The 21,844-nt window shown below is 57.0% G+C and carries 16 protein-coding genes; 6 read left to right on the top strand and 10 right to left on the bottom strand.

The window, feature by feature from the left end; genetic code table 11:
- Positions 1–265: 265 nt before the first annotated feature.
- Both asnB and SH661x_RS10450 read right to left on the bottom strand, forming a co-directional pair.
- Positions 266–2,299 (bottom strand): asparagine synthase (glutamine-hydrolyzing), encoded by a 2,034-nt coding sequence (gene asnB, locus SH661x_RS10455; RefSeq protein WP_437230682.1) that lies wholly within the window; start codon positions 2,297–2,299, stop codon positions 266–268.
- 326 nt (positions 2,300–2,625) lie between these two features.
- Entirely contained in the window at positions 2,626–3,837 is a 1,212-nt protein-coding gene (locus tag SH661x_RS10450; protein WP_437230680.1) for an MFS transporter, read from the bottom strand.
- Between the two features lie 411 nt (positions 3,838–4,248).
- Here SH661x_RS10450 and SH661x_RS10445 point away from each other — a divergent pair, with 411 nt between their 5' ends.
- The 6 genes from SH661x_RS10445 to SH661x_RS10420 all read left to right on the top strand — a co-directional run bounded on the left by SH661x_RS10445 (position 4,249) and on the right by SH661x_RS10420 (position 12,661).
- On the top strand, positions 4,249–5,757 hold the full coding sequence (locus SH661x_RS10445) for an AAA family ATPase (protein ID WP_437230678.1): 1,509 nt from the start codon (positions 4,249–4,251) through the stop codon (positions 5,755–5,757).
- Positions 5,758–6,250: 493 nt separating this feature from the next.
- On the top strand, positions 6,251–7,195 hold the full coding sequence (locus SH661x_RS10440) for a DUF1559 family PulG-like putative transporter (RefSeq protein WP_437230676.1): 945 nt from the start codon (positions 6,251–6,253) through the stop codon (positions 7,193–7,195).
- Positions 7,196–7,560: 365 nt separating this feature from the next.
- Entirely contained in the window at positions 7,561–7,962 is a 402-nt protein-coding gene (locus SH661x_RS10435) for a GntR family transcriptional regulator (RefSeq protein ID WP_437230674.1), read from the top strand.
- On the top strand, positions 7,959–8,864 hold the full coding sequence (locus SH661x_RS10430) for an ABC transporter ATP-binding protein (RefSeq protein WP_437230672.1): 906 nt from the start codon (positions 7,959–7,961) through the stop codon (positions 8,862–8,864). Before SH661x_RS10435 ends, SH661x_RS10430 begins: the two co-directional genes overlap by 4 nt.
- Before the next feature lie 321 nt (positions 8,865–9,185).
- Positions 9,186–12,011 (top strand): hypothetical protein, encoded by a 2,826-nt coding sequence (locus SH661x_RS10425; protein WP_437230670.1) that lies wholly within the window; start codon positions 9,186–9,188, stop codon positions 12,009–12,011.
- A 176-nt stretch (positions 12,012–12,187) separates the two neighbouring features.
- Positions 12,188–12,661: a VOC family protein gene (locus tag SH661x_RS10420; protein ID WP_437230668.1), complete on the top strand. Its 474-nt coding sequence runs from the start codon at positions 12,188–12,190 to the stop codon at positions 12,659–12,661.
- A gap of 179 nt (positions 12,662–12,840) precedes the next feature.
- On the opposite strand, the gene SH661x_RS10415 is transcribed toward SH661x_RS10420, so the two are convergent.
- From SH661x_RS10415 to SH661x_RS10380, 8 genes are all read right to left on the bottom strand, one after another.
- Positions 12,841–14,340 (bottom strand): transcription antitermination factor NusB, encoded by a 1,500-nt coding sequence (locus SH661x_RS10415; protein ID WP_437230666.1) that lies wholly within the window; start codon positions 14,338–14,340, stop codon positions 12,841–12,843.
- A complete protein-coding gene (gene aroA / locus SH661x_RS10410) occupies positions 14,322–15,626 on the bottom strand; it encodes a 3-phosphoshikimate 1-carboxyvinyltransferase (RefSeq protein WP_437230664.1) in 1,305 nt (434 codons plus the stop codon). Before aroA ends, SH661x_RS10415 begins: the two co-directional genes overlap by 19 nt.
- 266 nt (positions 15,627–15,892) lie before the next feature.
- On the bottom strand, positions 15,893–17,155 hold the full coding sequence (locus tag SH661x_RS10405) for a metallophosphoesterase (RefSeq protein WP_437230662.1): 1,263 nt from the start codon (positions 17,153–17,155) through the stop codon (positions 15,893–15,895).
- A 190-nt stretch (positions 17,156–17,345) separates the two neighbouring features.
- Positions 17,346–17,816, bottom strand: a complete 471-nt coding sequence (locus tag SH661x_RS10400) for a RidA family protein (protein WP_437230660.1) — start codon at positions 17,814–17,816, stop codon at positions 17,346–17,348.
- A 3-nt stretch (positions 17,817–17,819) separates the two neighbouring features.
- Complete coding sequence (locus SH661x_RS10395) at positions 17,820–18,902, bottom strand: dipeptidase (RefSeq protein WP_437230658.1); 1,083 nt, start codon at positions 18,900–18,902, stop codon at positions 17,820–17,822.
- A gap of 42 nt (positions 18,903–18,944) precedes the next feature.
- Positions 18,945–19,910 (bottom strand): 3-hydroxyacyl-CoA dehydrogenase family protein, encoded by a 966-nt coding sequence (locus SH661x_RS10390; RefSeq protein ID WP_437230656.1) that lies wholly within the window; start codon positions 19,908–19,910, stop codon positions 18,945–18,947.
- A 104-nt stretch (positions 19,911–20,014) separates the two neighbouring features.
- Positions 20,015–20,860 carry an amidohydrolase family protein gene (locus SH661x_RS10385; RefSeq protein ID WP_437230654.1) on the bottom strand — a complete coding sequence of 282 codons (846 nt, stop codon included), beginning with the start codon at positions 20,858–20,860 and terminating at the stop codon, positions 20,015–20,017.
- A complete protein-coding gene (locus SH661x_RS10380) occupies positions 20,857–21,795 on the bottom strand; it encodes a dihydrodipicolinate synthase family protein (protein WP_437230652.1) in 939 nt (312 codons plus the stop codon). The genes SH661x_RS10385 and SH661x_RS10380 overlap by 4 nt, the downstream gene beginning before the upstream one ends.
- Positions 21,796–21,844 lie beyond the last annotated feature (49 nt).

Genomic DNA, 21,844 nt, shown 5'->3' with positions numbered 1-21,844 from the left:
CGGTCGTCAAACTTTGACAGAATGCCGTTGAGAATCCGCATCTGTTGCGGCGAATCAACATCAAACCGAATGAATGACATGGGATCTCCGATCCTGCCAATCAGGAAACTCTCGCGTAAGGATTTCAACCACGGAAGAGACGGAAACCACGAAAAAGCACGGGATCACTGATCAAGTGACAAAGAGTTCCACGATCGCGAGGATGAGGTCTCATCGCAGTTGCACGATCAGCTTTCGACGACTCGATGCTGTCAGGTACCCCACTTCAACTCCCGGAAGTGGCGACAGCACGTTTCAGTGTGTTTGATCCCGTTGCTTCGATGATTCCCAGGTCAGAAAGCGACGGGGGAGAGAGGGGCGGCGGGCCGTCCACATAAACACGGCACCAGCATTCCAGGCAGAGGAGATTCCAAAGCCGGTACGCGTGGTCCCAATGTCCGCTGACATGCTCGCGAATCAGCCCTTCGAGAAACTCACGCCGCATCAGTCCGCGTGAGAGGCAACGATCCGACAGGAGAACCTGCCGCAGCATTCCCGTCAGTTCTTTTCGGAACCAGTGGTCGATCGGAACGCCAAACCCCATTTTCTTCCGGTTCTGAATCGCGGGCGGGATCAGATCGGCGAAGGTCTCGATAAGAATCTTCTTACCACGCCCGGGGGCGAACTTCAGTTCGATCGGCATGCGGGCTGCCAGTTCGACGACCCGGTGATCAAGAAATGGACTCCGCGCTTCCAGCGCATACGCCATGCTGGCAATATCAACTTTGGTCAGGATATCGCAGGGAAGATACGTCAGTGTGTCGACACATGTGGTGCGGGTAACGAAGTCCCGATCAGGGCAGGCCTGATAGGCGTCTACGACAAAGCGGCTGCTGTCAAAGTCACCCAGCTCCTGACGGAACGGGGCAGGGTACAGGTCCTGGCGCGACTCGTCATCAAAGATGCCGATCCAGCGGAGATATCGTCTTTCCGGCGTCTGGGAGATCGCCTGAAGAAATCTCTTGATCCTGCGGCCGGGCGCCCGCTGCCGCGTCGACGTGGGGATCCGCTGCCAGCAGTTCCAGCCGAGGATGGATTTCATCCAGCCGGGAAATCGATCGGTCCGCCCTGCTAGCCCCACCGCCTGATAACGCATGTATCCAGCGAAGAGTTCATCTCCGCCATCGCCCGACAAGGCGACCTTCACGATCTGTCGGGTCGCTTCCGAAAGTGCCATCGTCGGGATCGCGGAGCTGTCCCCGAACGGCTCGTCGAAGTGCCAGATCAGGCTGGGCAGGCTGGCCAGCGCGCTCGGCTCGACCATGAACTCATGGTGATCCGTCTTGAGATGGGCAGCTGCGAGGCGGGCAAAACTCCGCTCGTCGTATTCAGCCTGAGGAAAACCCATTGAAAACGTATGGATCGGATGCGGCGAAAGTGACTGCATCAGACCAGAAATGATCGTGGAATCGACTCCACCGGACAGGAAGGCACCAATCGGAACATCCGATCGCATCCGCAGCCTCACCGCCTCCGTTAAAGTTTCACGGAGTTCCGACTGCCATTTCTTGACGGACCACATCGAGCGTTCGTTCTGTACCTCGGTCGTCTCCGCGTAGGGAGCAGTCCAGTATCGCTGGAGAGAAAGGTGATCATTTTCAAGGACCGCCACGTGCCCGGGTGGAAGTTTCCTCATCCCCTTCAGGATACTGTCCGGATGGGGCACATACTGATACGTGAGAAACAGGTCGACGGCTTTCGGATCGATCTCGCGTGAGACTCCGGGCACCTGCAGGATCGCCTTCATCTCGCTGGCGAACAGCAACTGACCGTTGTCATGCCGATAGTACAACGGCTTCTGTCCCATTCGATCCCGCGCCAGCAGCAGCCGGCGATGCTTCTGGTCCCAGACTGCAAAGGCGAACATCCCTCGCATCCGTTCCACACACCGGGCCCCCAGCTCTTCATAAAGGTGGACGATGACTTCCGTATCCGTGGAGGTCTGAAACCGGTGCCCCCGCTGCAGTAACTCCTCGCGCAGTTCGCGATAGTTGTAGATTTCTCCGTTGAAGACCGTCCAGACGGTGCCGTCTTCATTCGAGAGCGGCTGATGGCCACCTCCGAGGTCAATGATCGACAGCCGGCGGTGCCCCAGCGCACATTGCACCGCTGATTCGTTCCCGCCGGGCAACTCCTGTGAAAAGAGCATCCCGTAATCGTCCGGGCCGCGATGCTGGATCGCGGCGATCATCTGTCCCAGCGTGCTGCGATCGACAGCACCAGATGATCGATTCCAGACAGCACCGGCAATTCCACACATGCAGCGATCAGGGGGCTGGGGATAAGTTCAAGAAACGTCTGATGAGAAGCGTACGCGAGAAGAACGATGCCGTCGAGGGACGAGAGTTGAGAGTTGAGAGCTGAGAGTCGAGAGTCGAGAGTCGAGAGTCGAGAGTCGAGAGTCGAGAGTCGAGAGTCAGCAAAACGCTGTTGCGTTTTGCAATCCCCAATCCCCAATCCCCAATCCCCAATCCCCAATCCCCAATCCCCAATCCCCAATCCCCAATCCCCAATCCCCAATCCCCAATCCCCAATGACAAATGACAAATGACAAATGACAAATGACAAATGACAAATCCTCGCTCCTCACCCCGCCGTTCGCCTCCCGACTCCGATCAACCACAGCGGTGCGGTCAGCCTCCCAAACCAGGAGACCACAAACAGGACTGCGAAAGGGGACAGGTTCGCTCCGAAATCGTTGGACGGGTCGCGCAGCAATCGGTCCAGCCAGAAGCCTCCCAGGAGGCCCGCCAACCCGGCAATCAGCCCCGACACCTGATCGAAGAGTGCGAAGTGTCCTGCGTTGTCGCTGGGAGGAGCCAGCTTCAGACACAGGCTTTGACCACAGACGTTCAACATTCCGAATCCTCCCCAGATGAGGTAGGCGATGCACAGCAGGTACCAGGTATCCGACGTGGCGAAGATCCATAATGGGAGGGCAAAGCTCAGCCAGAGCATACTCCCGATCAATCCCCGCTTCTCTTGAAACCGATCGCACAGGTGTCCCGCCCAGTAAGCCATCGGCATCTGCGAGAGGATCATCATGCTCGTCAGCAGCGTGTATGTCGGCAGGGAAATCTGCAGCTGGTCGACTGCATATTTGAAGAAGACAGCCTGAGTCAGCCCCTGAAAGAACGCCAGCCACCAGCGGGAGGCGAGCAGAAAACAGAAAGACCGACTGACTCTGAATGGGACATTGCCGGTCACAGTTTGGCGATCCACAGATTGCCAGGGAACCTCTTCGAATGACATCAGCGGCAGAATCGAACTGAGGGTCAAGACTCCGCCGACAATGAACAGGACGCTGTAGCTCCACCGTTCCGCATCGAGCGGCAGGCCTTTCAAGAGATGTTGCCGCAGCCAGACTGTCGCCAGCGGCATTCCCAGCGACACCACCAGGCCCGCCAGCTGCCGCCGCGAGAGCAGCTTCCCCCAGTGCACTTCCGGAACCAGATCACTCAGCCAGGAAATGTAATTGACGTAGGCGATTCCCTGCAGCAGGTACCATGCAAACGTCACAGAGAGGATGAAGAAAATCGGTTCCTGCGACATGCCGGAACCGACAGGCCAGAGCAGCGCCAGCGGTAACATCATCCCGGCAAGACGGGCAGCAATCAGGAAGACAATCCAGTTGAGCTTTCGATTCCGGGACCGCAGTGCCACCCACCTTCCGATCACACTGAAGGATTGCGACGTCTCGGGAGCGATCATCGCAGCAGCCATCAAAAATGACGAAGGGTGAAACTGCACGACGAAGTAATTGAAAAAACCGCCGACGGTCAAAGAGTTCCCAGCCATGAACAGCATCTGGCTGAACATGACAGGCCGAACGATCAAATCCGTACGGGAAGAAGACAACGTTAGATATCAATTCGACGAAGCATGCAAAATTGGGAAATTTAGAAATTCGAGTAAAAATGATATCGAGTTCACGTCCGGGGACAATTCGTGCGCGATACTTCTAGCCGCGCTGACATATTCACCATAACTCATTTAATTCGGATAATCGATTCCAACAGAACTGTAAAACAGGAATTAGTCGACCGGTCGTGCAGATTGCAGTGACTAAACTACGCGAATTTTGAAGTAGTATTACGCAACTTTGTAACGTTGCACTCAATGGATCGCATTTTTGACGCACATTCGAGGTAACCCCCTGTTCCTGCAGTTTCATCTCTACGTTCTGTCAGTTTTCGGACTCGCGACTCCATGCAATCGACTTCAGCGGAGATTGATCAGCTGCTTCAAAGTCTGGGCTTCATGACCGGGTCGACTGTCAGCCCGCTCCGTTCGCCGACTCCGCAGCGACCCCCCTCGGAAGTGGAATCGAACTCCGTGGAGGTCGCAGTCGACGAGGCGTTGCCTGAGAACTCCTTTCCACGAACACCCGCGAGTGAGACTTCGGCTCCCCCAGTGATTTCGTTCGTCAAACGACACGAGACAGGGCCGCTGCGGATGCTGCAGGAGTCGGGCAAATTCTTTCCGATCGCTCCGGAAACACTGCTGGAGGCCGGTCTGCAGACGACGGAAGTCAGCGATCTCATTCTGAAGTATCTCGCGCTGCGGGGGATTGAAACCGGTTTCAATATCGCCCGCCAGACCGGGTTGAAGTTCCCGCTGGTCGAGGGGGTCCTTCGCCAGCTCAAAGTCGAGCGGCTCGTCTCTTACAAGAACTCCTCCGCTGGAGGAGACTACACCTACGAATTGACCGACAGCGGACGCGAACTGGCGCGGATGCTCACAGAACAGTGTTCCTATCAGGGAACAGCTCCGGTTCCACTCGATCAATACGTCGCCAGCGTCAAAGCGCAATCTCTGGAAGGGCGCAAGCCGACACTGACTGCGATTCGTCAGGCATTCGACGAACTGGAAATCTCCGACAAGATCATCTCGAGCATCGGCCAGGCCATTCACTGCGGGCGGGGAATGTTCCTCTTCGGGCCGGCAGGGAACGGAAAAACCTGTATGGCTGAGCGGATCACCCGCTCGTTCGGAGACTTCATCTGGATCCCGCGCTCTATTGTGGCTGGCGGAGAGATCATCCGTCTGTATGACCCCACCCGGCACAAACCGGCGCCCCCTTCAGGCTGCGATCCTGAGCTACTGGACGGCCGCTGGATTCAGATCGAACGTCCGACAATTGTCGCGGGGGGTGAACTCCGCATGGAGAGCCTGGAAATCACCTACATTCGACGAACCGGAGTGGGTGAAGCGCCGTTGCAGATGAAAGCCAACTGCGGCACGCTCCTGATTGACGACTTCGGACGACAGCGGATGAGCACTGACGAACTGCTCAATCGCTGGATCGTGCCGCTCGAACAGCGATACGATTATCTTCATCTCGAAAGCGGAAGAAGCATTCAGGTCCCGTTTGACCAGCTGATCATCTTCTCCAGCAACCTGGAGCCGAAGGACCTGGTCGACGAAGCGTTCCTGCGTCGGATCCCCTACAAGATCGAAGTCGAAAACCCGACCGAGCCTCAGTTCCGTAAACTGTTCCGGTCGCTGACTGCCAAACTCGAATTCAACCACGACGAAACCGTCATCGACTACCTCATCGAGACTCACTACCGTCAGGCCAACCGGAGTTTGCGATTCTGCCATCCGCGCGATCTGCTGCGGCAGATGGAAAACCGGTGCTCTCTCCACCAGATGGAGCGCGTGTTGAACCGGGAGGCTATCGACGAAGCGGTGAATAACTACTTCTCGATCATGTGAAGGGCCGTGGGCTTCTGTTCGTCGCCCCTCGTTCGCTGTTCCACGGACGTGAGCCGTGCGTTCTGGGGTCAGCACTCTGGAAATCTTCAGCAGCCGCGATTCCTCCCCGGCTGATTCCATTTCTGCGGCAACTGCAGCCGTTTGCGAATAGTCCCAACGGGTCAGCGACTCGTTTTGCGTCGAAGAATCCGTGATCGCTCGTCGCTTGGGGTAACCGTCCCAAGAACGCTTTATCACTCGAAATATCAGCGATTCTGACGAAGAGCTTTCCTTGGAGATGGCTGCGATCTTCTCGCAGAGCCACGGTGGTATGCTGCTCGAAATGCTCGCCTAAAACGGATCGCTCGCGAATGTCGCATTGACAATTCAACGACGACACATATCATCAGATAATCACATCATTCAATTGTCTGTTTGCACGTCGCCAGTTTCTTGAGCTGGAAAAGTTTTTTCCTCAGCTCTCTCACATCAACTCATCAACGAGGGAAACGCCATGCATGTACATCGTGATCGACCAAAAGGTTTTACGCTGATCGAGCTCCTGGTGGTGATCGCCATCATTGCGGTGTTGATCGCGCTGCTGCTGCCGGCGGTACAACAGGCGCGTGAAGCCGCACGCCGATCTCAATGCAAGAACAATCTCAAGCAGATGGGCCTGGCTCTGCACAACTATCACGACACGCTCGGAATGTTTCCGATCGGATACGAGTCCACGCACGAGTACACCTACTTCCTGCATTACCTGCTTCCCTATCTTGATCAGGCTCCGATGTACAACATCCTGGCCTCGAACTGGAGTCGTGCAAACCCCTGGATCAACGGAGACACCACAAACTGGCCAAACGAACTGCGTCAGCCGATCACAGCCTGGCAATGTCCATCTGACGGTGCGAATTCACTGAAGAAAAGCGATTCCACCGTCATGCTCCCGGCGACCAACTACATCGGATTCTTTTCCGGATTGAACGACACGGGTTGTTATACCGACGCGATCACGACACGTGCGGTGTTTGGTCCCAATCGCGGAGCGAGGATCCGCGACATTCTGGATGGGGCATCCAATACACTCGTCATGAGCGAATACCTGACCGGACTGCCAAATGAGTGGAGAGGATGGCCTTACACCGCCCGCGCAGCGTCCAAGTTCTTCACACCAACCAACACTCCCAATAGTAGCGTCGGCGACAGTATCCTCGATTACCCTGCGGGATGCTCAGCAACAAATGGCGCGAACTTACCTCTGATGAATCTTCCCTGCACGCCGGACGCAACAGGTGGCGGGGCGAACAATTTTGCAGTCCCGCGCAGTCGTCACGTCGGGGGTGTCCACGCCTTACTCGCAGATGGATCAGTCCGCTTCCTGAGTGACAACATCAATCTCACAACCTTCCAAAATCTGGTCTGGATGCTCGATGGCAAAACGATTGGCGAATACTGACAGCCTCGTCATCTGACGCAGTCTCAACGGACGTCGGCACTCCCACCTGCCGACGTCCTTTTTTTGTCGGCAGATCACTTCGTTGTTACGGTAAGAAAAGAAACCGAGAATGAAGCGAATGGTGCGAATTGATTTCATCAGATTCAATTCGTGAACCTGATTTTGCCTCTTCTCATCACGCTTCGAATTTCACCGTCCCGCCTGAATAACACCCATTCGCCCAGTTCGTCTCATTCGCGGTTCTGATTCTTCACTCGCTCAGCATCAGATCCTCATTTGACCGCGAGCGCCCCCTCTCTCTGCTTCTGGATTGACTCCAAGCCTTTCGCGGGTTACTGTACTACCATCATAGCACAGTAGATCCAATGCTCCCACACATCGATCCCACCAACGGCATCCCCATCTACGAACAGATCGTTCGTCAGGTGAAATTTGCCGTCGCCAACGGGTCGCTGCAGGTGGGCGAGCATGTCCCCTCCGTCCGTGACATGGCTGGACTGGCAGCCGTCAATCCGAACACGGTCGCCCGGGCCTATCGCGACTTGCAGAACGAAGGAATTTTAATTGCCATCCGCGGGACGGGTCTGGCCATCACTCCGCAGGCCCCTCAACTCTGCCGCAAGCTTCGCCTCGAGTTGATCCGCGAACGGCTGCGATCCGTCCTGGAGGAAGCTGCGCAAAACCAGATTGAATGGGATGAGATTCGAAAGCTGGTCGAACTGGAAATGAAACGGTTGTCCCCCCGCAAACCCGGAGCAGGGCCATGAGTAACAAAGCTGTCGTCTCCATGCAGAATGTGTCGAAGCGATTTCGCACGACGCAGGCACTCGATGATGTGTCTTTCGAAGTCCCGCCTGGAACCGTGTGTGCATTGCTCGGTGCCAACGGCGCCGGCAAGTCGACCACCATTCGCACGCTCTTGGGACTGGAACGTCCAGACTCCGGCACCAGCAAAGTCCTGAGAATGGAAAGTCAGAAATACAGCCGGGAGATCCGATCCCGCGTCGGTTACGTGGCTGAAAAACCTGCCCTCTACGATTGGATGACGATTGAAGAAACCAGCTGGTTCGCTGCCGGATTCTATCCTCCCGGATACCGGCCGGCGTTTGACCAGTACTGCAGGCAGTTCGATCTGAATCCGTCTCAGAAAATCTCGGAGCTCTCAAAAGGGACGCGGGCCAAGGTGGCCTTGTCACTCGCCCTCTCGCACAAGCCCGAACTGCTCATTCTCGATGAACCGACATCCGGGCTCGATCCGCTGGTTCGACGCGAGTTTCTTCAGAGCATGGTCGATGTCGCCAGCGAAGGCCGCACTGTTCTCCTCTGCAGCCATCAGGTCAGCGAAGTCGAACGGGTCGCAGATCTGGTTGTGATTCTCGTCAACGGCAAGCTTGTCTGCTTCGAGAAGCTGGACGAGCTGAAACATCAGACACGCGAAGTGATCATCACACTTCCAGACGCGCATGCGAGCATTCCCGATCTGCCGGGAACCACGCTTTCACACGTCCCGTTCGGACACGAGCACAGCCTCATCATTCGCGACCTCGATGAACAGAAACTCGCAGAGATCAGAGAAAGTGGCCTCGCCATCGAAATCCGCCGCCCCAGCCTGGAAGACATTTTGTTAGGGCTGCTGCGGGAACGCAGAAACCAGACCGCGGAGCCGTAGCGTCTGCCCCGTAACTGGAGAGCGGGGGACGTGAGTCCCCTGATACACAAAGAATCCGGAGGCTAACACCTCCGGCTCGCAGTCCCCGAGGGTGCGGGCCCATGAACCAGAAAGGTGGCGGAAAGATTTGAAACGCAGAGATCGCCGAGGACGCAGAGAAAACACGGAGGAGAGACATCAACATGCTGGTGAACCGCGAAATATCCCTTCATCACTCTCTGTATTTCTTCTCCGCGGACTCTGCGCTCTCTGCGTTTCAAAATCCTTTTCGAGCCACGATGCACTCCCCTGACCCCTGACCTCTTTGCGGAGCCTCCAACCATGTTCTCCCGCAGCTACACGCGACTGGTGTGGAAAGAATACCGGGCCCAGCGAAATCTGTGGATTGCGCTGGTGGCTGGCATGCTTCTGCTGGAGTTTGCGTTTCTGGGATTCACCGAATGGATGCACCGCACGATGGAGTTGTATCCGTACTCGATGGCAACGGTGCTCAGCATCTGTTACGCGATGGCCTGCGGATCGGTGCTGTTTGCTGGAGAACGTGAAGAGGAGACAGACCGGATGCTGCAGGCGATCGCGGTACAACCCGGGCAACTCTTCGCAGCCAAACTCTCGTTCGCGCTTCCGAGCCTGATGCTGTTCATGTTGCTGGCGTTTGCAGCTGCTGCCGGAGTCATGGAGTTCTGCTACGGGACTGTCACCATTGGTTCTTCCCGCGATCCGGGGATCAAACTGCCGGCCTACATCATCGGGATATTCACCGGCTTCGCAGCAGCGTTATTGTGCTCTCTCTTGTTCAAACGAGTCCTGGCTGCGTTGATCAGTTCGGTCCTGTTGCTGCTGCTATTTTCCGGAGTGACCGGGAGTACCTTCCAGAGCGGCCACGGCATGCTCACTGCGATCGGCTCTTTGACGTTTCTGATTGTCAGCTGGTGGCTGGTCCCCGTCTGGCTCAGAGGGGGCCCGGACTGGTCGCAAATTGCGGCAACTGTCGATCGGATGCCGTTCCGACTCGAACGGTTCTCTCCCTTGCAGGCCTTTCTCAGCTGGTCCAGCCTGCGTGCCAACTTAGGCGCACGAACCTTTGGAGTGATGGTCTGGAAGGAACTTCGCTCCGCGTTGCCATTCCTGCTCATCGGATTGATCGCCAACCTGGGTGTGATCCCGGTTTTCTTGATGCCGGATCAGGACTGGGAACGAGGGAAAGGTTGGCTGAAAGGTCTTGTTGTGATTTCGTTTTTCGCTTCCTGGTTTGTCGTCTGCATCTCAGGACTGCTGGTCTTTGCTGGCGACAATCGTCGTCAGCTCATGCGGTACTACAGCGAACGGGGCGTCTCCCCCTGGTCGGTCTGGTCATCCAAGCAACTGGTCTGGCAGATGACCTTCGTGATTCTGGGTTCTTTCTGCACATTCATGACATACAAGATGGTCATGCCGCAGATGACGGACGAGCACCCATCGGGAATAATCTGGACTCCTACATTCTCGCAAAAGATCGTCTACCTCATCTCGCTGCAGCTGTTGATCTATGCCACCGTGCAGTTGCTCAGCTTGTGGTTTACTCGGGTCTTACTGGCAGCGGGGATTGGATTGGTGGCCTGTTGGCTGATCATGATCGGCGAGTACCTCATCTTCCGTTTCGAAATCCCCTTCTGGTTCTCGACCGGTCCCTTGGTGATTGGCTTTCTGGCAGCGTCCTACTTCACTCTTGAAAACTGGATGAAGGGAACGCGGACGTGGCGAACGCTGGCAGGTCAGGCAGCGTGGATCTGCTGTCCGCTGGTGCTGGCTCTGGCGGGGACATTCACATGGCGGATCATCGAAATCCCGCTGGTGGACCCCGGATTCGACTGGCGAGCCCAGGAACGAAAGATGGCAGATTTTGATCCGGAATGGACAGAGGAATGGGAGCGACTCCACAAGCTGTCCTTCCAGGTGCCGACTGAGAGCGATGGCAACGTGAGATACCGTTACCAACCGGAGTTTCGTGAACAGCTACGGCATCTGGCTGAACGAATCACAGCAGGGCCGCCTGGGCTTGATCCGGAATTTCGTTTGGATCAAGAATTTAGGGCATTGGATCACGTGATCTCACGAGAGTATCGCGACCAAGCATTCTCATCGGATGAAGAAAACCTTGAAGAGCAGTGGAAAGATCTACACGCTCGGCTGACATGCATGATCTATCTGACTGAACAGTCTTTGGATCTCAATACTTATTACAGCGGAGCAGCATACGACTTTGTTCAGTGGAACGAGCGGCTGCGGGAATGGGCTCAAGATCCTAGGCAGACCCCCGAACTTCTCGACAAGCTGATTCACTTTCATAAAAAGTTTGCGTTTTTCGATTATTCATCGCGATATGTCGTGTTGCGACAAGCATGCGAAGGAGGGCCGTGGGGACGGTTGTGGCTGAAACATCGAGATAGATCAGTGGATCATTTTCTCTATAACGCCCCATGGTCTTGGGTGACGCCGCAGGAACGTTTAAGGCTGGTCCGACTTTTGAACTGGAACAGCGGCCTGGCGACGATTCCGATGTCCTTGTGGGCCCGACACGAAGAAAAAGATTGGATCTCCACGACCCCATTCTATGTGGCATTCCCGTCAGATAACCAGGGGATCGGCCCTGCTTTTCGAACAAGCCTGGAGGCCAGTCACATAACGAGCACCATCGCACGGCTCGAAAAATACCGCCTTCAATCTGGCAACTATCCCGACCGACTTTCCGAGATTAACGATGAGTCGCACCGTTCCGCCTACAGCATTTCAGCACCAGAATATATCTACGAACCAAACGGCCTGCCCAAACCCCTTGTTGTGTCGGACAACTATATCATCCCTGCCGGACAACCCGTCTGGTTCAAAATCGCCCAGATCAATTCGATCCCTCCCACGGACCTGCTGACCGAATCCGAACGTCAGCACCTTTCACAGACTCCAGAGGGAACTGCGATTCTTCGACAAATCGATTCGGGGGAATTTCTCTGGCCACAACGAGTCATCGGCACAGGACGGCATGGGGCGTTTCCGGAAGTCATCCACGCTCTACAGCACATCCCAGAAAAAACGGACCGCATTAAGTTCGTCTACTTCGGTGAGGAGGGCCCCGAGGTGGAGGACGATCAAACCGAGGACAGTCCTTAGCCAACAGGGCCGGTGGCAACTGCGCGATGATCAAATTTCAAAATCGTTCCCGAATGCTGTCGAATCGTGATGACCCGGTTCGACCATTCTTCAGAAGCCCGAAGTCAGGGATGTCAGTCGCATGACAACGCTGCTGCTCCCGCATTCTCTAACTCACCCAGCAATCGGAGTTTACAGTGGTTCAGCCTATTCCCCCCGGATGTGAAAGCATTATTCCGCATCTGAAGTGCGCCAACTGCGCCGACATCATCGAGTTTTACAAGCAGGCGTTCGGTGCTGAAGAAGTCTGCCGCCTGCCAGCTCCGGACGGCCAAAAGATCATGCACGCTGCCATGACAATCGGCGGGCAGATGGTGTTTCTGGCCGACGACTTCCCCGAGTACTGCAACGGCAAGTCCGAAACTCCTTTGTCGCTGCAGGGAACCCCGGTTGGCCTGCACCGATACGTCAAGGACTGCGATCAGACGATTGCTCAGGCACAGAAGGCGGGGGCGACTGTGATCATGCCCGCGACCGACATGTTCTGGGGCGACCGCTACGGGCAGGTGAAAGATCCCGCTGGCCACGTCTGGTCCTTCGCCACCCACCAGAAGGACATGACGCCGGAAGAAATGCTGGCTGCGTCGAAGGCCTGCTTCGAGCAGGCGTAGGAGATTTTGAAACGCAGAGAGCGCCGAGTTCGCTGAGAAGAACAGCGAGAAGCTAACAGAGACTTCGCAATCCACGGACCTCCCGATGTCTCTTCCTCGTTCTCTCCGGCCTTTGCGATCTCTGCGTTTCTATCCATTTCGTGCAGGTGACAATGAGTTCCGTCCCGGTCGGGCCGGCGTCACTCCAGCACGATCAGCGCCTGGTAGCCGCCGTCGGCTGGATGGCCCGGGAGGTGATGCGATTCGGTTTTGACTCGCGCATGCGGGAATTCTGCCAGCACTGCACGCACGACTTCTTCGTTCTCCTCGCGGTCGATCGAACATGTGGAGTAGACCACCCGTCCTCCGGGCCTGACCTGCTGCAGTGCGGTCTTGAGCAATCGCTTCTGCAGCGGAATGAGTTCGGCAAAGGAAGCGGGAGTCAGCCGCCAGCGGGCCTCGGGACGCTTGCCAAGCACGCCGGAATTCGAACAGGGAACGTCGGCGACAACGGCGTCGAACGGTCCCGGGGGGAGATATTCTCCCTGCGGAGTAATGGCAAACGTCTGCACGTTCGTGAGTCTCAGACGATTCACGTTGTGATCAATCGTCCGCAGGCGTTCTTCCGCCACATCGCACGCATCCACGCGTCCGGTGCCGGACAGTCTCTCGGCGATATGGCACGTCTTGCCGCCAGGAGCAGCACACAGATCGAGAATCGACTCCCCCGGCTGCGGGTTCAGCAGTTCCGCGACCCCCATTGCAGATTCATCCTGCACGCTGAAGTGACCGGATTGGAATTGCGGCATCTCGGCAACCGGCGTCGACCCTTCAATGACAATCGACTCAGGCAGTCGTCCAGCAGCGGCGGTGACTCCCTCGGCCTGCAGCATCGACAGGACATCCTCACGGGAGGACCTTAGAAGATTGACCCGCAAAGACATTCTGCCCGGAGTGGTAAACCACAGGCCGAGTTCGAGAATCTGCTGCTGTGAAAGTCCTTGCTGTTCCCATCGCTGCAGCAGCCATGTGGGAAGGCTCGTCACCTGCGCGATGAATTCGAGTGGATCGTTCTGAGGGGAAGCAAATACGCTTCGCGCGAGTTCGACTTTCCAAACTTCGTGTCGGGATCCGCGCGGCACGAGAATCGGCCAGCAATGCGAGTTCAACTGATCCAGAGTCGGATACGTTACGACTGCTGTTGAAGACTGTTCATCCGGATTTGTCGAATCGTTACGAATGATCTCGCGTTCGAGGCTGCGGAGAGTTCCGTTCACAAAGCCTTTGGCGCGAGGCTTGCCAAGTTCCTCACAAAGAGCGACCGTTTCATGCACCGCAGCGTGCGGGGGAATGTGCTGCAGACAAAGCAGCTGACAGGCTCCCAGCTGCAGCAGCAGCCACAGATCGTCCTCGACAGACTCCCGCGGACGCACGACATACTGTGACAGGACCGCGTCGAGCGAATAGCCTCGCCGCACCGTTTCCGAGGCCAGCTCCGTTGCCAGTCGACGATCGCGAGGAGGAGTTCGATGTTCGGAAAACAGTTCGTCCAGTGTCTTCCCGACGAAGACGCCGTTCTGACGGAATGCGTACAAGGCACGGAACGCCAGCCAGCGGGAATTCGTTCCCAGCGTGGGGTTCGTTTTGGCAGCCGAGGCGACCTTCTTACCGTGCCAGGGGTTTAGCGGGCGGTCCGGCACAGCTGCTCCAGATCTTCAAAAAAGTTCGGGTAGGTTTTTGATGTGCAGCCGGGATCGGCAATGGAAATCCCCGGGGCACGCAGTCCCAGCAGGGCGAAGCTCATCGCCATGCGGTGATCATCATAGGTTTGAATCAGAGCAGGCTGCACAGGCCCGGGCTGAATCGTCATCCCATCGGGATGTTCTTCCACTTTCAGGCCGGCTCGCTGCAGTTCCGTCACCACAGCCGAAACCCGGTCCGTCTCCTTCAGACGCATGTGGGCGACATTGCGAATGCGTGTCGGTCCGGTTGCGAAGGGGGCGACACACGCCAGCGTCTGGGCTGTGTCGCTGATCTCGTTCATGTCGATATCGATTCCGCGAAGTTCGCCTCCTCGCAGAGTAATCGAGTTTTCGTGCCAGTCCGCTTCGCATCCCATCCTGACGAGCGCGTCCACGAATTGCACGTCCCCCTGCAGGGCATTGCGGTGCAGACCTTCAACGGTCACTTCACCGCCGGTGACAGCCGCCACTGCAAAAAAGTAACTCGCTGCGGATGCATCGGGCTCGATGTCGTACTGCCGGGCACGATACGGCTTCGCCTTGATGGAGAAGCAGTTGGGGACGGGTTCGGAGATTTCTGCTCCAAAATCCCGCATCATCGCGAGCGTCATATCGACATACGGGCGGGAGACGAGTGGCCCTTGCACTTCAACAGTCACATCGGACTGGGCTGCGGGACCCGCCATCAGCAGACCGCTGAGATACTGACTCGAAAGATCCCCCGCCACGGGAATGGTTCCGCCCGGCAATCCGTGACTGGCAATGAGGACGGGGGGACATCCATTTTCGAATTCGCAGCGGGCATCCACTCCCGCCGCCTGCAGAGCCTCGATGAGCGGAGCAATCGGGCGCTCCCGCATGCGCGGATTTCCATCAAGTCGGAAACGTCCACGTCCAGTCGCACAAAGTGCGGTGAGGAAGCGAATGCTGGTGCCGCTGTTCTCGCACCAGAGTTCGACGGAAGAATTCTCGATTCCGCCAGGTGAGCCGGTGACCTCGAAGCGGTGAGCTGCCGGGTCTGCTGTGACCCTGATCCCCAGCCGCTCAAGACTTTGAATCATGACCTGCGTATCAACGCTCTCCAGCACGCCGTCGAGCAGGGTGGTCCCCTCGGCCTGTGCAGCGATCATCAATGCCCGATTCGTCAGGCTTTTGGAACCGGGAGGCCGAATACGTCCACGAACCGGTCCACGAACGGGCGAGATTTCAATGGCATGCATGCAGGGGATGAACTGTTGACCCACTCGGCAGCTTCCGGCCGAGAGGAAGGAGGAACCTCGAATGTGCTGCCATCGCCGTCGGCGAGGCCAAAAGGTGATTGTGAAATGCAGAGCGCATTTCGACAAGCGACCAGACGCGCGAAGTCAAAAGCAGGATGGAACCGGGCTTTTTAAGCGATCAGCCCGGCCCGGTTTGATCTTTTCAGAGCACGCCGCGCGGGCAAGTGCATTGAGTCGCATCAACTCACGGATGCACTCGCGCACGCTTCGTGCTCTGACAGATTCTGGGGCTAGCCGCGGCGGGAGGGACGTTTGCTCACGGTATGGCAGACGTCGGTGACTTTTCCGGTCTCCGTCAGCGCGACATGGAAGCGGTCTTCACCCTCGATCCGATGGGTCGTCAGGTGATTTGTGCTGCTGATTTTGGCCAGATATGGGCGAAGGGAGGGTTCATTCAGGGGACGGATCTGTCCCCAGGAGCCATCGCCCAGATAGGTCACGCCGTTCTTGTCGTACAGACCGTTCGTCAGGGGAATCGAACGCTTGAACGTATGGTCGTGATGTTCGAGAACCAGGTCAACTTTGTAACGCTCAAACAGCGGGCACCAGTGCTTCCGCTGTGCGTACCCAGTGCCGGAGTCCGCTCCGCCAAAGTTACGGTAGGACGGATAGGCAGGGACGTGATAAGCGACGATCACGTGCGGGCGATCTTCCCGCTCCGCCAGCGTTTTCTCCAGCCAGTCGGTCTGTTCCCCTTCAATGGGGCAAAGATGGTCGGTGTCGAGTAGGACCAGGCTCAGATAGTCACCGATGTCCACGACGCCGTAGGTCTTCTCCGGATAGAAGCCGTCAAAGATGCTCAGATATTGCGGTGCCTGTGCCCGATCGGTTGTGTGTCCATCGACTTCATGGTTCCCGATGCAGGAGAGCATTGGTACGATTCGTCCCTGCGAATCGACCATCTGAGCACGCCAGTTCCTCAGGAACGCAACAAAGATTTCCGGCGATTTTCCATTGTCATAGGCAAGGTCACCTCCCACCAGAGCGAATCTGGGGTCCTGACTGGCCGCAACCCGGTTCACCAGCTGTGCGGCTTTCCCCGTGCCGCAGTCACCCCCGGAGACGAACTGGATGGTGTCGGTCGCCTTGACGGGCATCGTTCGAAAGCGGCAGACCTGCCGGGTGCCGCTCACCCGCAGCTGGTATTCCGTGTCAGGTTTGAGGCCCGTCACCTCGCAGCGATGCAGATTCCATTCGGTCTTCTGAAACGGCCTGACCTGCGTGAGATAATGGGTCCACTCCGAGCCTCCCAGTTCCGCAATATAGATCTTCCCGCGAGCAGGGGTATTCAGGTCGAGCCACTGGACAGTGATGGTTGTCGTCGGATCACTCTGCCAGGTGAGCAGAAGCGTATCAGGCGCTCTCGTCAGATCGACTTCCGCTTTGGCGGGCTCCTCCTTGGAAGCTGCCCAGGAAGCATTGATCAATCCTGAAGAGGCTGTGAGCCCCGCCAAAGATGCTCCCAGGAATTCTCTCCGACGCCAATTCTGCATATCCATCTCCCTGAATCGAAATCCAAAGGCTTGCGTCACCTGCATTCAGCAACATCTATTGAACGCCAAATCATTGCGTACAATGGATGTTGATTCTATTTGCAGACCGGCAAGTATGGCGGGAAATTCCGATCGGAGGCAAGGCGGGTTCCGACCAAAGTTCTGATTGCGCGGAGCGGTTGATTCTTCTTCAACGTTTGAGCTGAAGAATCATTTCGACTTCCACGCTGGAACCCAACGGGAGCTGAGCCACTCCCAGGGCGGTGCGGGCATGGCGCCCCTGCTCCCCGAACACATCACGCACCAGCTGGGAAGCCCCGTTGATGACGATGTGCTGACGCGTGTAATCCGGAGTGGAGTTCACATATCCGGTGATGCGGACGACACGTTCAATCGCGTCCAGCGATCCGAACTTTCTGCGAACGGCCCGCAGCACATTCGCTGCACACAGGGCTGCAATGCGGCCGGCTTCCTCTTCGGGAACGTCGGTCGGGACTTTCCCCACGCTGACGAGCTGGTCGCCGTCAAACGGAACCTGACCGGAGACGTACACGATGTCGCCGACGACCGACAGGGCGTCAACAAGTGCCCCTTCCCCGGGCACGCGATCCAGAGGAAATCCGAGTTCGGCCAGTTTCGCGTCACGTTGTCCAATTGACATTTCTTATGACTCCTGAGGAAGTGCTTCAGAGAAGAATCGCAGCCAGTTGCCGTAGAAAATTCCGGCAATGTCGGCTTGTGAATAACCTCGGCCGGCAAGAATTTCTTCGAGCAGGTGCAGGTCTGTAATGGTGTTCAAATCGCGTGGACACTGTTCGTTGCCGAACCCGCCGTCCAGATCGCTGCCGATTCCCACATGACGGGTATTCCCGGCCAGCTGACAGATGTGGTCGATATGGTCAGCAGCAGCGTCGATCCCCACCACGCTGGGGTCGGTATGATGAATCTGCCATCCCGGATAGAGCATCCAGGCATCGAACGCCATTCCGATAACGGCATCCCGTTCGATCAGTGCGCGAATCTGTTCATCCGAGAACTGCCGGTCGGATGGAACCAGTCGACGGCACATGTTGTGGCTGGCGAGAACGCGTCCGGAAAACTGTTCGAGAATCTCGAAGAAGCCCGGTTCCGCAGAATGCGTCAGGTCGACGATCATTCCCAGCCGCTGAAACTCCTTGAGCAACTCGCGTCCAGCGGGCGTAATGGGTCCCTGAAAGCCGGTCCCCATGCCGTATGGACCTTGCCCGTAATGGGACAGTCCGACGGAACGCAGTCCCAGATCCCACCACTCCTGAGCCCGGTCCGGAGAGGTGATCGGGTCGGCTCCCTCCATCGCCAGGATCAGGCCGATTTCTTTCGCATTGGGATCGGATTCCCAATGTCGTTTCAGGTCTGCCTGCGTGCGGATGAACCGGATTTCTCCGGCCCGCTCCAGCTCGCGGTAATACTGCACATGGGCAGCACCGATGGAGGCGGCAATCGTCTGATTTCGAAAATCCAGGTCGCGACGGGACTCGCCCGCCACCGGAGCGACTTCCGGTTTGGAGCGGACCAGCACGGTTCCCAGGCAGACGCGGACTTTCGCCTTTCGCAGTTCCGGAAACGTGACCGTGTTCCGTCCCCGGGCGCGATGATCCGTCATATGACGTTCCAGGCGACGAACATCCTCCACCGAAAGCGTCAAATCTCGATTCCAGAACAGGCTGCTCCAGGCCAGATCGAGGTGGGCATCAAATATGGGTTGCATAGGATCGGAAGGAAAAAACAGGGCAGGATCAGAAGTGTTCAATCAGGACAGGGACGAAGGCTCGCCATCAACGGAAAGAGCTTTAAGCATCTGATTCACCTGCCAGACATTTTCTGTCAGCAGACGTTCCCAGCGGGCCTTGTCTTCAGGGGCATATTCGTAAAAGCCGCTTCCGTTCGCAATTCCTTTGGCCCCCGAATCCATCAACTTTTGCATCGCCGCTGGAACTTCTACGGAACGGCTCAGCTCCGGGAAGAGCCGCTGCATGACGGAAGCATAGGCAGGCAGTCCCGTTAAATCCATCCAACGAAATGGCCCCATCAGGTTCGTCCAGACGGACATGGCACTGCTGAACGATTTGTCGATCGTTTCCACATCGGCCACCCCCTGTTCAAGCAGATGAAAGGCCTCGCGATACATGGCATACGCCAGCCGATTCACAATGAATCCCGCGATATCCTTGTTGAGCAGGGCAGGGTCTTTCCCCGCGAGTCGACCGAGTTCGACGGCAGCATCGGCTGTAGCGTCATTGGTCTGTTCCCCTCGAATCACTTCAAGGAACCGGGTCATGTGGCATGGTTCGGCCCAGTGCATCCCAACGACCCGCTCGGGATGTTTCATTCCATGCTGGAGAAGATGAATCGGCAATGCGGATGTGTTACTCCCGAGGGGAACGGCGGCGCCGATGATGTCCTCCAGCTCCCGGAAGATCTCTCGTTTCAGGTCGAGGTTTTCGAAAACACTCTCGATGACGAAATCACAACCTGCGAAGTCTTGAAGGGAATCGGCCAGCGTGATCCGACCCGGCCATTCGGAAAGCATCTGTTTCGGAACGGCCCCTCGAGCAGCCATATCCTGAAGCGATGATTCGATGTGCTCGCGTGCCGATTCCACGACTGCAGCGTCGCGGTCAAACGCTACGACGTTCAGTCCTCGCGAAAGAAGACATGTGGCAATCCCGCGTCCCAGTAACCCCAGCCCCACAATCCCGACAGTCTGAATGGCCATTGAAATCCCGAGAATTCTGTAGAACCACGTTTAGCAGCACACTTCAAGTGTGCTGCTAAACCACCGTTATTGTGACATTGAACCGATCGCTGACTGAAGAATTGCTACTCCAAACCCAGCAGTGGCAGACTGTCGCGGTGAATCATGGCGTCGATTTCTTTCTCATTGAGCCGGGGCAGGTTTGTTCCCTCGAGCATCTGATTGAGCCCCCGGATTCCCCGAATCGATTCATTGACGTTCGTAAAAGGGAAGTCAGTCCCGAAGAGAACCTTCCCCCACACGCCATATTCCTGAACGAGCATCAGCGAGTGATACAGCTGAAAAGGGCGATAGTGCAGGGCCGAAATGTCGGCGTAGAGGTGCGGGTGCTTGCGGATGACTGCGACACATTCCCCTTCATAGGGATGCCCGAGATGCGCGAGGATCATTCGCACTTCCGGAAATCGGGTCGCGACAGGATCCAGATGACGCGGGAGCGTACATTCGATCGGAGCCTGTGAAATAAACGTTGTCCCCGTATGGAGCAGGACCGGTAAACCGTGTCGACTGGCATAACTCCACAGCGGATCCAGCATCCGGTCATCCGGTCGAAACCCGGCGTACATCGGCATCAGCTTGATCCCTCTGAGGCCAAGTTCCTGATACCCCTGTTGCATCTCCCGCTCCCAGCCCGGTTGTGTTGGGTCGAGGGCCATAAATCCCAGGAGGGTGTCCGGATGCTGACGGACGTAATTCGCCACGTAGGCGTCATCCACCCAGCAGCTGCTCAAGCGGGCCTTGCCTCCGAAGACAATTGTTCTTGTCTCAGGAGGACAGGTGGCGCGATAGGCCTCGTACGTGACCGTCAGGTCGACATCCTGTCCGGCCCGGGCTCGCTTGGCCTGCTGGACGAAGTCGTCGCCGAAGTGCAGAGGGTATTCCCAGACATGGCTGTGCACATCAATGATCATCGGCTTTCCCCCAGCTGACCAATCATCAGGTTGAACAGACGATCCACTTCGTTCTGGGTCTCGCGGTCGAGGATGTAAGCTCGCGGACCGCGAACGTAGGTATTGCGAAAGACTCCCTGTTTGACGAGCAGATATTTCTCGATGGCGAGGAAGGCATCCAGCGAATTCTGCAACGCCACAATGGCCGAGATCGGAAGGGACAGCTGATATGCCCGCCGATCGTCGCCCGCCTGCAGCGCCCGCCAGAGTGCCACGATTCCTCCAATCAGATCGGCTCCCGGCATGGTCCCGACGATCCCACGGCGATAGCTGTCCACCAGGGCGATGCCGCCGGTCCCCTCAAAAATGTCTCCCTGCTGCGAAGTCGCGTCCCGCAGTTGCGAAAGCCGCGGACCGATGGGAGTCGCTTCCGGCTTGAAGAGAATTCTCTCCTTGCCGAAGAGCTCCAGCAGCTTCGCCTGGAAGGCAATCGACATGGGCCGTCCGACGTAGCCGCTGGCGTCCTGAACAACCACGGGCAGGGGAGTCGCCTGAACGATCGCTTCATAATAGTGAAGCAGTTCGTCTTCGAGCGGTGCCACGCTGACGGGTGGAATGGCCATCAATGCGGTCGCTCCCGCCTCCGTCGCATGCCGGGTCAGCTTGACCGCAATGGCAGTACTTTCGGCCCCGACGCTGATGACAACAGTTCCTCGCCCCTGTGCCCGTCGACACGCCAGCTCTGCCAGGCTTCGGCGTTCCCCTTCATCCAGGCGAAGGATCTCCGAGACCATCGCCATGACGATCCCGTCCGAGCCCTGTTCGAACAGCCAGTCGATTTCCCGCTCCAGAGTGGCAGTGTCGATCGTGCCATCTTCGTGGTAGGGGGTCTGAAAGACTGGCAGCACCCCGGTCAATCGGGAGAGGGAAGCAATTTTGGAAGAACGATTCATCATGAAGTTCTCACTGGGTTCGCAGGCCACAAGGACACAATCTCATGGAAGA

It is taken from the genome of Planctomicrobium stercoris, from assembly GCF_051465655.1.
Taxonomy (GTDB): Bacteria; Planctomycetota; Planctomycetia; order Planctomycetales; family Planctomycetaceae; genus Planctomicrobium.
The sequence above is the reverse complement of the archived record's forward strand: the minus strand, read 5'-3'. Positions and strand labels throughout refer to the sequence as shown.